Source organism: Prevotella heparinolytica, assembly GCF_004342845.1.
GTDB lineage: Bacteria > Bacteroidota > Bacteroidia > Bacteroidales > Bacteroidaceae > Bacteroides > Bacteroides heparinolyticus.
In genome coordinates, this window is record NZ_SLXB01000013.1 from 58,197 (window position 1) to 74,370 (window position 16,174).

Genomic DNA, 16,174 nt, shown 5'->3' on the forward strand with positions numbered 1-16,174 from the left:
CTCTAACGTCTGATAAAAAGTGGACGGAAAGGAATAGAAGGCCCACGCATCGTCTGCGCAGTGCCCTCCCCGGTATTATAAAGGCATTGGATAAGAAGTTTGCTTCCGGTTCCATCCTTTCCGCCCGGTTTCGTGATAGGATTCCCTTAAAGGGTATTACATGCTTATGTTCTCATTCTGGTCAGCCCAGTTATCCACAGTGACAGTGAACTTGATGGGGTTGTTCAGAATAGGATCGCCCGGATTGGACGGGAAATTAGGCCCTACCGGAGGTGTCACGGTGCCGCCACCCGGGTTCGGGTTGTCCTGGTTGGGTGGAACCACGCCGCCGCCGTCACCGAACTCAAGCGTATAGACGTACTTCTTGCCCGGTTGCCATTCCGTGTCGATGCCCACGGCCGCGAAAGCGTAAGCCGCCGGTGCAGTGCTCGGGTAAAGGGCGGTATAGTTGCCCGAACCGTTGTTAATGTCCATACGGCAGAGCACGGCGATGTACGCTCCGGTAGGAGCGGAAGCCTGCACGTACTTGGTGAGCTGCTGCGGAATCATCATGAAGTTATCCGAACCGAACATGATGCTCTGGGCAGTAGTGTTTAGTTCCAATCCCGTGCCTGTGGCATCCTCTGCCAGGAAGTCTTTCGGAGTGGAGAGGGTCGCCCAGTTCGTGCGGGGCACGGAATATGAGGAAATTGTTGCGGTCTGCGGGAAAGCGAAGTCACCTTTCGAGTTGATTGCCCCCAGTTTCACGCCCATCACTTTAACACGCAGGTTGGCGTTGGTACATTTGGCCTTCACCTCTATCTGCGAGAGGATATGCTTGAAGTTCATGGGCACACCCGAAGCGCCGTAAGTTGCCTTGTCGCCACTGTTGAAAGCTGCTACCACGTCCTTCTGGGCGGATACAGCCTGCTCCACTTCAAAACCGGTGATTTTCTGGTTGCTTGCACCGTGGGCGATGCTCACCAATGGGTTGATGCTTGTAGGCGCGTATGCGGTGAAATCCAGTGTACCTGCCGGCCAGTAATACACGGAAGCGGTGTTCCATGTGACACCGGCATCGGTTGAGGTCACCGCCAGATTAGTAAAATAGTTGGCTCCACCCGCATTGGGGAAAGCCGTCACGTTGAACGAGCCCATGTTGGCGAGCGTGGTCACCGCGCGGGTTGTCTTGCCCAGCGAGGTGCGGAAGCCGATGGCACCGCTTTGGTCCACGCTCGAGGTCTCGTCCTGCGAGCAGGCGGCCAGCGCCATGAGCGCCAGCCCTGCATAAAATACATGTTTCATTGTTTTCATTCTTTTAATTGTTTAATTGATTAATTGATTTTGATTGAACTCTTGCAATCCTTATCACGATATGTCTGTTTGTCCGATGCATGTTTATCCGTGCGCGGGGCGTCCGTTCCCGCGCACGTTCTCAGAGCTTGAGCGTGTGTTCCTCGGATCCCCACTCGTCCACCGAGGGGTGGAAGCCCCCGCCGTTGACGATGGGCTTGGGCAAGGACAGTTTGTCTATGACGATGCGTATGTGCCGCTTGTCCGGCGCATTGTTCACCCGGTCGCTCACGTCGAAGCGGAAATAGTGCTTGCTGCCGTCGGCAAGGATGACGTAGAGCGTCAGCGTGCGCCCGGTATCGGCATTCGCCGAAAGGCCGAAGACCTGCATGCTACCCGTAATCCTCGAGCCCCCGTCGGGGTCGGCGGCGAAAGGCACGGTGCTGCGCACGGCCGAAAGCGTGCCGCTGCCGGGGAAGAGCGAGCCGGATAGCCCGGAGAGCGAGGCCCCGACGGCGGAGACGTATTTCAGGTTCTCCACGTTCAGCACCTCCAGGCTCACGGTGGAGGTCAGGGGCTGCACGGGCAGCACAACGGTGCGGGGTGCATTCTCGTCGTCGCCCCTCTCCAGCCGTACGCCATCGAGGCTTCCGCCCCATACGGCATCGGGCGCCAGCACAACCTGCTCGCCGCCGAGATTGGCGCCGGGAGGGTTGCCCTGTGCGTTGACAGCCTCGAGCAGCGTGCTTTGACGCGTGTACAGCTCAAGCGTACCATGGCTATCCTCACCGCGCACCTGCACCACCTCGCTGTCGTTGTTCATATAGACCACCCGGTAGGCTCCCCACGGTATCTTGGCGGTACCTCCCGCCGGGTCGGTGAAGTCGCAACGCACGGGCTTCCCACCCGCTTCGGGGAAGAACCAGGCGCACATCCCTTCCACCCGCGCGCCGGGGGCGGCGCTCCAGTCGAACTTCACACGCACCTCCGCCGTGGACGAGGAGGGGTAATAAAGTTCCTTGTGCCGGCACGAGGAGAACGTGCAGGCCACGAATGCGGCGATGAGCGCGGCGCAGGCTGTCAGCATGAGGGCGGCGGCTATGCTCCTCACCGTCTTCATCCTTTCCATTGTTTTCTTCGTTTTCATCGTTTGCCTCCTTTCTTCGGATTGGTGTTACCGTGTCCTATGAGCCATACCAGCGACACCTCGGCCTTGGTGGGCCCGAACCAGCGCCGTTTCTTGGTGGCTTTCCATACGTAATGCCCCTCCTGTGGGACGTACTCGTAATACTCCCCGTCCAGATAGCCGATGCCGAGCGTGAAGTCGAGGTTGAGCCTGCGCCCGATGGGGGCGGAGTAGCCGTAGGAGATGCCGCCGCCGTAACTCCAGCGGTCACCCAAATACCCCTTGCCGCCCCATTCGAGGTCGTAGGTAAGCAGCAGGCCGTAGATGCCCATGTGGTGGCCCGTCAGCGGCTTGCGGCCGTAGCTCAGCCAGCGGCGCACTTCGAGGTCGCCGCCGTAGACGCGGTGGTAGCGGTAGCGGTTGTCGTTCTTGAGCCATGTGTACATCCAGTTGCCCGCTATCGACCAGCCGCGGCCTAAGTAGAACTCCAGCCCGAGGTTGGGGACCACAACGGCGTCGTAGAGCAGGTTTGTCTTCACGGCCATGTAGAAAGGCTTGCGCGGGGCGGGGAGCGGGCTGTCCTGCGCGGCGGGAGCCGTGCCGTAGAAGCTGTTGTTGACGGCTGTGTTCTCCCCGGCGGGCACGGGCACGTACACCGTGTCCCGTTGCCTCTCCGGCTCACGGGCAGGCAGGGAGATATAGAGCGTGTCGCGCGCCGCGGCCGGCTGTCTGTCCGACTCGTACCACACATGCAGGGTGGAGGCGCGCAGCTCGGGGAAGAACCGGCCCTCCATGTAGCGCCAGGCATATCCGCCGCCCAGCATGGCCAGACGGCGCTTGCGCCCGTCCGTCACGACGCCTCCCTGCGTGATCCATTCGGGCGTATGGCGCAGGATGTCGAGCACCTCGTGGCGGTAGGGCATGTACTCGTCCCCGGCTGCGAGGCGTTCCAGCCCCTCCCAGTCGATGCCTTTGGGAACGGTGGAGAGCCAGCCCGACTCGTAGGGGAAATAGCCGGACACCAACAGGCGTATGGCCTCGGCACGCTGCTCGGAGAGCCGGTGGTTCAGAGCCGTGCTCCCTTCAGGGGATGCCCCGGCGGTGACGCGCAGGCCGAGGATGCGGCGTGAAGGGTCACGCAGCAGGGTCCGGAAATGGTCGGTGAAGGCGCGCACGCGGGCGCCGTTATCACGGAAATAGGGGTCGAGGCGGGAGTCGCCCTGACGGAAATAGACGCGCACGGAATCCGTGCCCCGGCGCGCGTCAGCCTCCTGCCCCCGGGCATGCCCGAGGGTGAGCAGGAAAAGAAATAGAATAAAGGGTCGTTTCATCGCTTATGATTGAGAATTAAACATGTCCCGTTTGTCCCGGGCAGGCCGGGGCAAACGCTCCGGGAAGCCTCTGTAAAGGGGGTGCGGGGGGACACCTCTTGCTAAGAGGTGGGAGGAAAGGGACACGGAGGGAATACGCTTTGCCGGCAGATGCGGGTTTGTGCGCGATCGGATGCCGAAGCGCAGACGCATATGTAAACAATATTTATAAAATATTCGTCCTAAAGTTTGTAGGTATGGAATAAAAGTCGTTTATTTGCAGAGTTTTACGTGATACATTCCACCTCTTAGCAAGAGGTGTGCAGGAGGATCTCTTTCAAGACGGGAAAACCTCTTCCAGCAGTTTGCGGTTGGCCGACGCCGGCCGCGTGTCGTTTATCTCCCCGATGTATATGAGTGTCGTCTTGGTGTCGGTATGCCCCAATGCCTTGGAGATGACGGGCAGGTCGACGTTCCCCTCGTAGGCGATGCTCGCCCAGGAGTGGCGGGCGACGTAGGAGGTCAGGTTCACCGCTATTCCCGCCTCACGGGCAAGGGTCTTGAGCGCGCGGTTGTAGCGGTTCAGCGCCGAGGAATAGGAGACTTCCGCAGGATTTCCGAGTTTCGTCCCGCCTGTCGTCCTGCCTTTACCGCCGTCTTTCCCCTTGTCCGTTTCACCGCCTTTCGTCCGGTCTTTCTCACCGCCTTTCACCTTATATAATATGGGAAAGAGGTAGTCCGACTCCCGCGTCGCATACTTGTCCAGTATGTCGAGCATGCAGGGTTCCAGCGTCACCCTGACCTGCCGGCCGGTCTTGCGCCGCCGGTAGGTAAGCACCCCGTCCCTGACCTGCGGGCGCCGGAGGTCGGCCAAGTCCGCGAAGGGCATGCCCATGGCGTAGAACGAGAAGAGGAAGAAGTCTAAGGCCGCAGCCTCCACGGCTGCCCGCTTCCTCCCGGTTTCCCCGTCCTCTGCCCCGCCTCCTGCGGGAGAGAGGCTTTTCAGCCTGCGCAACTCCCCTGCGGTGATGCCGCGCTTCACCGTGGGAGAGTTGCCGGTGAACACGCCCTTGAAGGGCTTCCTGTCCTTCACGAGCCGCTTCGAGGCGGCTTTGTTGTGGATGGCGCGCAGCGAGCGCATGTAGCAGGAGGAGGTGTTGGGACATACGCCACGATCCTGCAGCCACCGCTCGTATGCACGCACGGTGTCGGCGTTGAGTGCGGATAGCGGTATGTCCCTGCCGCCGTTGAAGCGGACGAACGAGCGCACCGCCGTGCGGTAGTTGTCGGCAGTGGAGCGGCTTACGCCACGGGCCGCCGCATGGACAAAGCTTGAAAGCGTGGGCGAGCACCTCTGCGCCTTGCTCATCCGCTCCGCCTTGTCTGCTTTATCCGCCCTCTTCGCATTATCGGCTTTACCGACCTTTTCTGACTGACTTGTTTTTTCCGCTTTACTTACTTTACCGGCTTTATCCGCCTCCGGTTGCTCCGTACTTTGCTTCCCGATGAAACCCGCCCGCGTGAGATAGGATGAAATCTTGAACATGTGCATTACGTTATTTTAAATTAGTTGATTTGCACACAAAGATACTACAACCACGTCTTTCCATCGGAACACAAAGGAAGCGGGTTGCCCATAAGAGCCACAACGTAACGGATAATATTACTTGCTCCCTTCTTCAGAAACACGTGGCAACAGCGACTTATACATCGCCTCCTGAATCCGTGTCCGGATATCCAACTGCATCAGTTTGTTGTTCCACACATTCGGATATATACGGTTGCAGAGGAACACATATACCAGATTATTCTCCGGATCTGCCCAGGCGCAAGTACCGGTGAAGCCCGTATGCCCATAGACGGAAGCAGGTGCAGATTCCGCGCAAGGACTCTTTTGCGGATTACGGGTATCCGGCTTATCAAAGCCCAAACCTCGGCGGCTGATTTTAGAAACGGTCGTGGTGAAAACCTTGCAAGTGGCTTTACTTAAATAGCGTTTTCCATCCAGCTCGCCGCCGTTCAGCAGCATCTGATGAATCTTCGCCACTTCTCCGGCATTAGAGAACAAACCGGCATTGCCCGACACGCCGCCCAGAAAAGCCGCGGATTCATCATGTACAAAACCTTGCAGAGTTGTTTTCCGTAAAAACGGGTCGATGGAAGAGGGTACGATCTCTTCTTTCTTCAAGAAACGCAATGGCAAGTAGCCCGTATGCTTCAGTCCCATAGGCACATAGAACTCCTTGGCAAGGAACTCACTCAATGCCATTCCCGTACGTGCTTCGACCAATTGCTGCAACAAAATGAACCCCACGCAACTGTAACGATACGCTTTCCCCTTCAGAGGTGCGTCAGCTATCTTTTGCAGATACTCTTCTTTGAAAGAACGATTCAGCCATAAACTGTCTGCCACCTGCATGGTGCACTCCGTTGTTTGTTCCTTCGAGGTCAATCCTGCCCGGAAACGGAATTTCGGATTGGCCCACGTCCGGCTGCCAATGCGCAACGGATGACGGGCATCCTGTTTTCCCCGGAACAGGCTGCCGGAATAACTCTTCGGATCGATGGCATCCTGATAGAACAACAAAGTGGAAGGCAAACCGGATTCATGCAGCAGCAAATCGCGCACCGTGATGTCTTTCTTATCCGTATTTCGCAAGAAAGGCAAATAATCGGCGACACAATCCGTCAAGCTGATGCGTCCCTTATCATATAGTTTCATCACAGCCAGCAAAGTAGCCGTAGTCTTGCTCAACGAAGCGACGTCATATACATCCGTCTTCTGCACCTGTTGCGGACTATTTGTTGCCGCACCGCCTCTGGTATGCGTACCGAAAGCCTTATTATACATTTCTCTGCCGTCTTTCAGTATCACTACCTGGCAACCGGGATAAGCTCCTTCGCGAATGCCCTCTTCAGCTATCTCACCTATCTTGGCCAGCAGGCGAGAGTCCATGCCATACTCTTCGGGGACAAAGCGCGGTACAGAATGAGGGCCTAAAGTTTCTCCCATCCCGGCCGCAAACAATCCGCCTATAGAAGCCGAAAGACGTCCGTCTGCCCGGACGTCACCATACAGCACTCCGGCCACCTGTTGTTGAACCTCTTCATCGGCAGAGTGAGCCAGCACCACAGCCTCTGCCGCCGAGATGCCCCGATGTATTTGCAAGAGCTGCTTTCCGGGAATAAAGGAGAGGTAAACCACCGGCACTTCCGGTGCAAACTTGGCAAAGAACGCCTGATAAGCAGCCAACTTCTGCTCTGTGATACAAACCAATATGCGTTTGTAATGCACCAAACTGTCGCGCAACTGCCCATATTCCGCTTCCGGCAAATTCTCGCCCAATTGATGCACCACAGGATGAGTATATCGGGAAAGCTCTTTCAGGAAAGGTGCCACCGTCTTGGCATCACCCACATTAAGCACCGCCACATCCTTAACGATAGGATCTAATGGCAACACGCCCGTTTGATTGCCCAACACGGTAATCGCCGCCAGATTCAGACGTTTTATCAAGGTCTGTGTAGCCGGTGTATTGATGCGATTTTCCAAACCAGCCAGACGGACATGAGGCCTTCGGCTCAATCCCAATGCATATTTGTACATCAATACTTTCCTGCATTTCTCATTGATGTATTCCTCTGCCAACTCTCCACTTCTCACCGCCTCTACCACACTCTCCAATTCCTCCTTGATACGGCGGGGCACCAGCAGCAGGTCATTGCCCGCCTTCAAGGCTTGCAAGCAGACCGACGAATTGCCCGAAACTCCTTTCATGGCAAGTGCATCTGTGAAGATAAGTCCTTTGAACTTCAACTCATGCGTCAACAAGTCATAAACCACATTACGGGAAAGGGAAGACGGCAAGCCACTTCGTGTCTCAAACACCGGTACCTCAAGATGCCCCACCATAATGCCGCTCAACCCGGCCGATATGGCTTGCTTGAAAGGGTACAGCTCCACACTGTCCAGACGCTCGCGGGTAAAAGATAAAGTAGGCAATGCTTTGTGGGAATCCACATCCGTATCTCCATGTCCGGGAAAGTGTTTGCACACTGAAAGTACTCCTCCCTCTTCCAGCCCTTTGGAATAGGCAAGGACTTTGTTAGACACTCTGACCGGGTCTTCGCCAAACGAGCGGGTATTAATCACCGGATTCTGAGGATTGATGTTCACATCCGCTACCGGAGCGAAGTTTACTTGAATGCCCAATTCCTTGCATTGGCGGGCCATTTCACGGCCGTACTCATATACCAGACTGTCGTCTTCAATGCAGCCCAGTACCATATTTCGCGGAAAAGCCGGCGTTCCTTGCAGGCGCATGGACAATCCCCACTCTGCGTCAGCAGTAATCAGCAAGGGCACATCAGCCATTTGTTGCGCCTCGTTTGTCAGCATGGCCTGATTTTGCAGCAGTCCGCCCGAAAAAAGCAGCCCGCCTACTTTATACCCATCCACCACTTTGCGCAAGAGTTCACGGTTGCGCTTGTCGCGTTGAGGCGCAATCGTATAAATAAAAAGCTGCGCGACGCGTTCTTTCAGGCTCAATCGTTGCATAACGGAGTCGGCCCATTCACTGCACTTGGAGTCATTCAGGTAAGGCCGCATCAGTATGGTCTCTACCGGCGGCACCGGAACAGGTGGTGCAAGAGGACGCTTGCCATCCGTAACAAAGCGGGCGGAACAAGCCACAACAAGCAATGCAAACAAAAAGGCTCTTCTCATTATTTTCTCAGACTTTCATAAATCAACTCCTGTATATTCTTTATTATATACATATCACCCAATTTTGTATTCCACGCATCGGGACAAAGACGATTACTAAGAAATACATATATAATCTTGCTGTCGGGATCTACCCAAACAGCTGTTCCGGTAAAACCGTTATGCCCGTACACGGATACCGGAGCGGATGCGGAACACGGACTGTTCTTCAAGACAGAAAGGTCCGGTTTGTCGAATCCCAATCCACGCCGACTGATGGCCGACTTTTCCGTCGTAAACAAGCGGCAGGTAGCCTCACTTAAGAAGCGCTTGCCATTGAACTCGCCTCCGTCAAGCAGCATTTGATGAATCTTGGCCACCTCTTCGGCCGTGGAGAACAACCCAGCACTGCCGGACACGCCACCCATGCAGGCGGCTATTTCGTCGTGCACATATCCGCAGAGATCCTGACGACGCAGGAAATCATTGGCTGCGGTGGGCATGATTTCGCTCTTGGCAAACTTGGTCAAAGGCAAAAACAGGGTACGTTGCAACCCCATCGGGACATAAAACTCTTTGGCAAGGTAGGCATCCATGGACATCCTTGTACACGCTTCCACCAACTGCTGCAAAAGCACGAAACCCAGTTCGCTATACACATAGCGTTTTCTATCCAAGTCCGATTTGGCAATCCGCTGAAGGATGGTATTTTTAAAATTCCTGTTCAACCACATGCCATCTGCCATGTGCAGGCTGTGTTCCGAAGTCCGTCTGGAGGAAACCATGTTCCTCTTGAATTTGAAGTCGGAACTATAATAACCATTTTCGCTCACCCGGGTAGTGTGCCACTTGTCTACCCAACTCTGCAAATACGGGCCATGCACAGAGTTCGGCTCAATGAGTTCCTCGTAAAAGCGCTCGTAAGGGCTCAATCCCGACTCATGGAACAACAGCTCACGGATGGTGATATGCTGTTTGTCGCCGGCACGCAGGAAAGGCAAATAAGCGGATACTTTATCGTCCAACCTTATTTTCCCCTCGTCATACAACTTCATGACGGCAAGCAGGGTGGCGCTTGTTTTTGTCAAAGCAGCCAAATCAAAAAGATCGGAAGGGCGAACAGCCGTGGTGTCTTTGTCGGAATGAGTTCCGAAACGCTTGTCATATACCGGTTGCCCGTCTTTCCATACCAATACGCAACAACCGGGATAGGCGCCCGCTTCCAATCCCTTCCGCACAATGCCGTCTATCTTTTGCAGCACGTACGATTTCATACCGCGGTCTTCCGGAATGTTTTTTCCCGGCTCCATGCCCGCTTCAATCGCACAGCCTGTGCCTGCCGGGAAAAGTCTGCCGATGTCTACCGGTATCTTGCCATTGGCCGGTGCTTTTGCAAAGAGCACATCCGCCACATATCGCTGCAAATCGGCGTCTGCCGTATGGGCCAGGACCACAGCACTCGATTTGGCAAGTGCCGGAGTAAAAAGTTGCAACGTGCGATGGGAGGTGAAGCATGTATAGACCAAGGGAGCCTGCAAGTGCAACCCCTCGAGGAAAGCCATGTCGCGCTCACCGATATAGACCTCTCCCACAACGCTGACAACCACGCGGCGATAAGCCCTCAACTGCTCGGCTACCACCTGCCTGGCAGCCTCATCGGCATCTCCCGACAAATAAAAATGATCAATGCCGACATGCTCCTTCATGCGTTCCACAAAAGGAACATCCCGATGCCGCTCTCCAATACTGAGGATGGCCATATTGCTTTCTACAGGAGTCAATGGGAGCACATCGAAATAGTTACTCAACACCGTAACCGCCGAACGACTCAACTTGCCGACCAAGACCCGCGCCTCTTTCGTATTGACACGATAGCTCATGCCGCTGACCTGAATCTGCGGTTGCCGGTTCCGCAAACCCAACCTATATTTATAAGTCAAGATTCTGCGACACTTGACCTCCAGCTCTTTGGGGCTCAAACGACCTGTCGCCACGGCAACAGCCAACTCGTGCGTCGCCTGCTTCACGTCAGATTCTACCCGCACCACATCGTTTCCCGCCAGCAACTTTTCAACCACTTCATGCGAATTCTTACTGAAAGACCGCACATGCGCCACAGGTTTCAATAAGTCCGCATCGGCATTCACATCAGGTGCAAGATTCGCATGTATTCCCAATTGACGGAACTGGCGGGCTGCCTCACGCCCGTATTCCTCTACTAACTCCCTGTCTTCAATACATCCCAAAGCCACGGTGCCGGGATATTCCGGACTATCTTTCAGCCGTACGGATGCCCCCCACTCTCCATCGATGGCCATCATGACAGGAACTTTGGACTCCTTTCGGGCTATATTGGCCAGGATGGTCTGCTCTTCCGGTGTTCCTCCGGAGAAAAGCAAACCGCCCACCTTGTATTTCCGCACCCATTCGCGCACCTGCTTTTTGGCCGCTTTATCCACCTCGGCCGGCATAGTGGCAACTATGAGCTGCCCCACCTTCTCTTGCACGCTCAAACCGGAGAAGACCGAATCGACCCATTGGCGGCACCGGTTTTCTGCGTCCAAAGGCGAAATAGCAACTTTCGTCCTGGCATAAAGAGAAGATGTGCCTATGACAAAGCCTAAAATGCACAATAAAGATTTGGTTGATTTCATTGTTCTTAGAGGTTTCGAGATAATCCACAGGTTATTTTGGGGTCAGGGTAAGTACCATTTCTCCTACGAAAATACCATTTCTTCCGGAATGCAACAAGGAGACATTCTCCCCGTTGGCATTCAGATATACCATCGGCTTCTCCATAAAGGTGTGCGTATGTCCGCCCAAGATGACATCAATGCCATGCGTCTTGGCCATCAACAACTCATCATCGACATCGCCGGGCATCAGTCTTTGCAAACCCAGATGCGACAAGCAAATCACGACATCGCACCCTTCCTTTCCTCCGAGAAGGTCGCTCATTTCCTGTGCCACTGCTATCGGGTCTTTATAAACCACCCCTTCGCTTTTATCGGCTTGTACCAAGCCCTCCAACTTCGGAGCCAGGCCGAAAACACCAATCTTCAGACCCTCACGCTCCAGAATGATATAAGGTTTCACCAATCCTTCAAGAACCGTACCCGTCACTTCATAATTGGAGCAAACTATCGGAAACCGAGCCAGACGAAACAAGCGTGCCATATTTTCCAATCCGAAGTCGAACTCGTGATTCCCTATCGCCATAGCGTCATAGCCCATGAGATTCATCATCTTGATTTCCAATTCACCTTGAAAGAGATTATAATAAGGTGTGCCTTGCGATATGTCTCCACAATCCAACAACAACATATCGGGATGCTTGCCACGAAACTGTTTCACAATTCCGGCACGGCGCACTGCCCCACCCATTCCGGCGTACTTGTCGGCAGCTTCCCGACTGATAGGTTCTATGCGACTGTGTGTATCGCTGGTATGCAGAATGAACAATTGCTTCTCCAAAGCGCCGGATTTTCCTTGCTGCGCCGATAGCGAAAGGGCCAAAAGCAGTAGAACTGCTAAAGAATATATACGTCTCATCGAACTTCTGTTTTTTAAATCCTTATTCTTTTATTATCACTCTCCCCTCCATGCGCGAGGTTATCTTTTTGCCGGCCGCCGCATGCCTCTCCACATATTTTGTGAAAATGTCGCGCACAGTGGCTCCTTGAGGACACACCCTCTTGTCGGCCTGCATGAATGCCGTCAGCCCGTCGTTCCCGTCGGCCAGATAGTCCACGGTGGCAACCGTATATGTCCGGTCATCCTCAACCGGCTTTCCGCCCACGAGCGCACGCAGCACCTTACCTTCTTTGGTTATTTCCAGCTCTATGCCGCTCACTCCTTCACCGCCCCGCACGGCTATATTATCAAACAAGAGTTTCATGGCAGTGCCTTTCATGGTGAGCACGCAAAGAGAGTTTTCAAAAGGCAGCACTTCAAAAATGTTCTCAATGGTAATGGGGCCTTCACTCAAAGAGTTACGAATACCACCCATATTTATCAGCCCCATGTCGGCAGGTGCGCCCTGCACCTCCATAGCCACCTCACGCAACACGTCCGCAATCAAGTTGGACAAAGGACTTTCCGGCCTGAATCTGTCCATAGATACTTCGGCACTTCCAATCACACGCCCCATTACGCTGTCTATCTGCTGTTTATAAGGAGCCAGCAAAGCCATTGCTTCGGCATCCGGCTCAACGTCCCACGTAGAGTCTACGGGAATTCTACCACCTTCCATCCGGGCCACTTTGTAAGAAGAATGGCAGGAAGCCAACAAAAGCGCCACAGTCATTATCCCTCCGGAAAGGAAACGGAAAATTTGTTTTTTCATACATCTTCAGTTTTAAACTGCTACAAATATACTTCTCTTTTATGATTGAACCGCATAAAAGAAGATTAAAATGGAGATTAACGATAAGCGATTAACGGTGAGCGTAAGTGATGAGCGGTAGGGTATCGTTTGGAAACGGGAGAAGGAAATCTCTCCGTTTTATTCGTCACACAGCCCGCCATGGCCCGCCTGAAAACAGACCAAGAACTTCAAAACAATGCCTCGAAGAAAGATGAAATAAATCCTAAGCAGTTTCTTATTCATCAACATTTTTCAAAGCAGAAACTTCCGTGATCCACCCCATTCAGAACATGCCACAGCAGGGGGCAGTGTCCGACACCAAGATACGATGGTTCCTCACCGGGGAACGACCTCTTCCTCACCGAGATCCGATGCCTTCCTCGGTGAGGAAGAAAACGAGTCGTTTCAGCATATCGCTGTTTGTAAAAAGATTTGGATTGCCAAAACACTACATAAAAAGCGGCTGCCCCACAAAAAAGGAATTGATAAACGGACTTTATTCCTCCTCCAATATAAGCGCAAGCAAATCCCACCACAAAACGCCCATCACAAAAAAGCGGGTTAACGCTTGTGTATCTGACAAATAATTCGTTTCTTTGCACCGCTTTCGCGCAATCGCTGTCAGGAGAAAACTGAGAGAAGCCTGGTATGTTGCGTTGTAACGATCAAACAATTTAATAATAAAAAGACAATGGATTTAATTAAAATTGCAGAAGAAGCATTTGCTACCGGAAAACAGCACCCGAGCTTCAAGGCTGGTGACACAGTGACAGTAGCATATCGTATCGTCGAAGGTAACAAAGAGCGTGTACAGTTGTACCGCGGTGTTGTTATCAAGATTTCCGGACACGGAGACAAGAAGCGTTTCACAGTACGTAAAATGTCTGGAACCGTTGGCGTAGAACGTATTTTCCCGATCGAATCACCGGCTATCGACAGTATTGAAGTGAACAAGGTTGGTAAAGTTCGTCGCGCAAAATTGTACTACCTCCGCGCTCGTACCGGTAAGAAAGCAAGAATTAAAGAAAAAAGAGTTAACGGATAATTCCAAACTCCTATTTCGAAATAAAAAGGGAAGCCGGCGTAGCGTCGGTTTCCCTTTTTTATCTAAACCTCTTCCATAAAATTGCCCCCGCAATAAGGCCAAACAAAAGCCGCAACAATCTATCAAGTAAGATGTTGCGGCTTTATTGTGTGACCCCGGTGCGATTCAAACGCACGACCTTCAGAACCGGAATCTGACGCTCTATTCACTAAGCTACGGAGCCGAATGCGGACGCAAAAATAGAAAAAATACCGGCATCTTCCTAATATTCCTTTTGGTTTTTCTAACAAGCCCGACTTTTTCCACCCACATTTTATTCCATTGCATTGTTATTTTGCGAGCAACACGCAGTCACAACCAAACATTATGCTATTTTTTCATCCAAAACACAAACAAGTATAAATATTATTTCTATCTTTGCCTCGCAATTTAATAGAAGAACAAATAAGTTTATGAGTTATCTAATAAAACCAGAAGGGTACAAACCTTTACTAGATCTGAAACAAACGGAATTAGGAATTAAACAAATCAAAGATTTTTTCCAATTAAACCTTTCTTCCGAGTTACGCCTGCGCCGTGTGACAGCCCCTCTCTTCGTCTTGAAGGGGATGGGAATCAACGATGACCTCAATGGCGTGGAGCGTGCAGTAACTTTCCCTATCAAAGATTTAAAAGACTCCAAGGCAGAAGTGGTACATTCTCTTGCCAAATGGAAGCGTCTTACGCTTGCTGAATATCATATCGAACCCGGGTATGGCATCTATACGGACATGAATGCCATTCGCGCCGATGAAGAATTGGGAAACCTCCATTCACTTTATGTAGACCAATGGGATTGGGAACGGGTCATCACTGCCGAAAATCGTAATGTGGAGTTTCTGAAAGAAATCGTAACCCGCATCTACGCTGCCATGGTACGTACGGAATATATGGTATATGAAACATACCCGCAAATCAAGCCTTGCCTTCCTTGCCCCCAAAAGTTGCACTTCATCCATGCGGAAGAGCTGCGCCAACTGTATCCGAACTTGGAACCCAAAGACCGCGAACATGCCATCTGCAAAAAGTTTGGAGCCGTATTTATCATTGGCATCGGTTGCAAACTGGGTGATGGGAAGAAGCACGATGGACGCGCCCCCGACTATGATGACTACACCACCCCCGGATTGAATGGTCTGCCCGGTCTGAATGGCGACCTATTGCTATGGGACAATATTCTACAACGTAGCATAGAGCTTTCGTCTATGGGTATTCGCGTGGACAAAGAGGCATTGCTACGCCAACTCAAAGAGACGAATGAAGAACGTCGTCTGGAGCTTTACTTCCACAAACGCCTGATGGAGAATACACTTCCGCTTTCCATCGGTGGCGGTATAGGCCAATCGCGCCTGTGCATGTTCTACCTTCGCAAAGCCCACATCGGAGAAATACAAGCCAGCATCTGGCCGGAAGACATGCGTCGGGAATGCAAAGAGCACAATATACATTTGATTTAACCGTAAATCAAGACAGACATGTTTTTTAAGGTCGACAAAGAAAGCTCTTTCGGGAACTACCGAAAGAAAGAATAAAGAAGGAGCGTTTCATTTTCTCGGATTGAAACGCTCTTTTTACTTTTTTATTTCGTACTTTAGCAGTCTGAATCCATTAAGAAAAGGACCTTTATGAATGTTCAAATAGAAGATAGCTGGAAAGTCCGCTTACAATCAGAATTCGAAAAAGACTATTTCAAGCACCTGACAGATTTCGTACGTAATGAGTACGGAACGTATGCCATATATCCGCCGGGGAGATTGATCTTCAATGCATTTAATCTATGCCCTTTCGACAAAGTGAAAGTGGTGATCATCGGCCAGGACCCCTACCACGGTCCGGGACAAGCGCACGGCCTTTGCTTCTCCGTAAATGACGGCGTTCAATTTCCGCCGTCTTTGATCAATATTTTTAAAGAGATAAGAGATGATATCGGTACCGAAACTCCTGCCACCGGCAACCTGACACGCTGGGCAGAACAAGGTGTATTACTGCTGAACGCCACTCTTACTGTCCGTGCCCATCAGGCTGGTTCTCACCAGAATCGTGGCTGGGAAACTTTCACAGATGCTGCCATACGAGTTCTTGCAGAAGAAAAAGAGCATCTTGTGTTTATTCTTTGGGGAGCTTATGCCCAACGTAAAGGAGCATTCATTGACCGAAGCAAACACTTGGTGCTGACCTCCGCACATCCTTCTCCTCTTTCTGCCTATAACGGCTTCTTTGGGAACAAGCACTTCAGCAAGACAAATGAATATCTAAAAGGACATGGAGAAAAAGAAATATATTGGTAACAGAGGATGTTATTACTCCGGTT

Annotated in this window: 11 protein-coding genes and 1 tRNA gene; 3 read left to right on the plus strand and 9 right to left on the minus strand. The window is 52.4% G+C overall.

The genetic code is table 11. The features are described from left to right. Window positions 1-156: 156 nt before the first annotated feature. From EV202_RS07925 to EV202_RS07960, 8 genes are all read right to left on the minus strand, one after another. Window positions 157-1,293 carry a fimbrillin family protein gene (locus tag EV202_RS07925; protein ID WP_131926565.1) on the minus strand — a complete coding sequence of 379 codons (1,137 nt, stop codon included), beginning with the start codon at window positions 1,291-1,293 and terminating at the stop codon, window positions 157-159. A gap of 121 nt (window positions 1,294-1,414) precedes the next feature. Continuing rightward, on the minus strand, window positions 1,415-2,419 hold the full coding sequence (locus EV202_RS07930) for a DUF5119 domain-containing protein (protein ID WP_131926567.1): 1,005 nt from the start codon (window positions 2,417-2,419) through the stop codon (window positions 1,415-1,417). Next, entirely contained in the window at window positions 2,416-3,729 is a 1,314-nt protein-coding gene (locus tag EV202_RS07935; protein WP_131926570.1) for a DUF3575 domain-containing protein, read from the minus strand. Before EV202_RS07935 ends, EV202_RS07930 begins: the two co-directional genes overlap by 4 nt. Window positions 3,730-4,045: 316 nt before the next feature. Further along, window positions 4,046-5,254: a tyrosine-type recombinase/integrase gene (locus EV202_RS07940; protein ID WP_165899408.1), complete on the minus strand. Its 1,209-nt coding sequence runs from the start codon at window positions 5,252-5,254 to the stop codon at window positions 4,046-4,048. A gap of 117 nt (window positions 5,255-5,371) precedes the next feature. After that, the gene (locus EV202_RS07945) at window positions 5,372-8,434 is read right to left on the minus strand and encodes a glycoside hydrolase family 3 N-terminal domain-containing protein (protein ID WP_131926574.1); all 3,063 of its coding nucleotides are present in this window, start codon (window positions 8,432-8,434) and stop codon (window positions 5,372-5,374) included. Further along, window positions 8,434-11,067 carry a serine hydrolase gene (locus EV202_RS07950; protein WP_131926576.1) on the minus strand — a complete coding sequence of 878 codons (2,634 nt, stop codon included), beginning with the start codon at window positions 11,065-11,067 and terminating at the stop codon, window positions 8,434-8,436. Before EV202_RS07950 ends, EV202_RS07945 begins: the two co-directional genes overlap by 1 nt. A 31-nt stretch (window positions 11,068-11,098) precedes the next feature. Next, window positions 11,099-11,965 carry a bifunctional metallophosphatase/5'-nucleotidase gene (locus tag EV202_RS07955; RefSeq protein WP_131926578.1) on the minus strand — a complete coding sequence of 289 codons (867 nt, stop codon included), beginning with the start codon at window positions 11,963-11,965 and terminating at the stop codon, window positions 11,099-11,101. A gap of 22 nt (window positions 11,966-11,987) precedes the next feature. Next, window positions 11,988-12,758: a 5'-nucleotidase C-terminal domain-containing protein gene (locus EV202_RS07960; RefSeq protein WP_106070340.1), complete on the minus strand. Its 771-nt coding sequence runs from the start codon at window positions 12,756-12,758 to the stop codon at window positions 11,988-11,990. A 712-nt stretch (window positions 12,759-13,470) separates the two neighbouring features. Between EV202_RS07960 and rplS the strand changes: the two genes are divergently transcribed. Continuing rightward, the gene (gene rplS, locus EV202_RS07965; protein WP_106070339.1) at window positions 13,471-13,824 is read left to right on the plus strand and encodes a 50S ribosomal protein L19; all 354 of its coding nucleotides are present in this window, start codon (window positions 13,471-13,473) and stop codon (window positions 13,822-13,824) included. 150 nt (window positions 13,825-13,974) lie between these two features. Here the strand turns inward: rplS and EV202_RS07970 are convergent. Then, a tRNA-Arg gene (locus EV202_RS07970) sits at window positions 13,975-14,047 on the minus strand. Between the two features lie 229 nt (window positions 14,048-14,276). On the opposite strand from EV202_RS07970, the gene asnA reads away from it, so the two are divergent. Further along, window positions 14,277-15,320, plus strand: a complete 1,044-nt coding sequence (gene asnA, locus EV202_RS07975; RefSeq protein ID WP_106070338.1) for an aspartate--ammonia ligase — start codon at window positions 14,277-14,279, stop codon at window positions 15,318-15,320. 168 nt (window positions 15,321-15,488) lie between these two features. Beyond that, window positions 15,489-16,151 carry a uracil-DNA glycosylase gene (ung, locus tag EV202_RS07980; protein ID WP_106070337.1) on the plus strand — a complete coding sequence of 221 codons (663 nt, stop codon included), beginning with the start codon at window positions 15,489-15,491 and terminating at the stop codon, window positions 16,149-16,151. Window positions 16,152-16,174 lie beyond the last annotated feature (23 nt).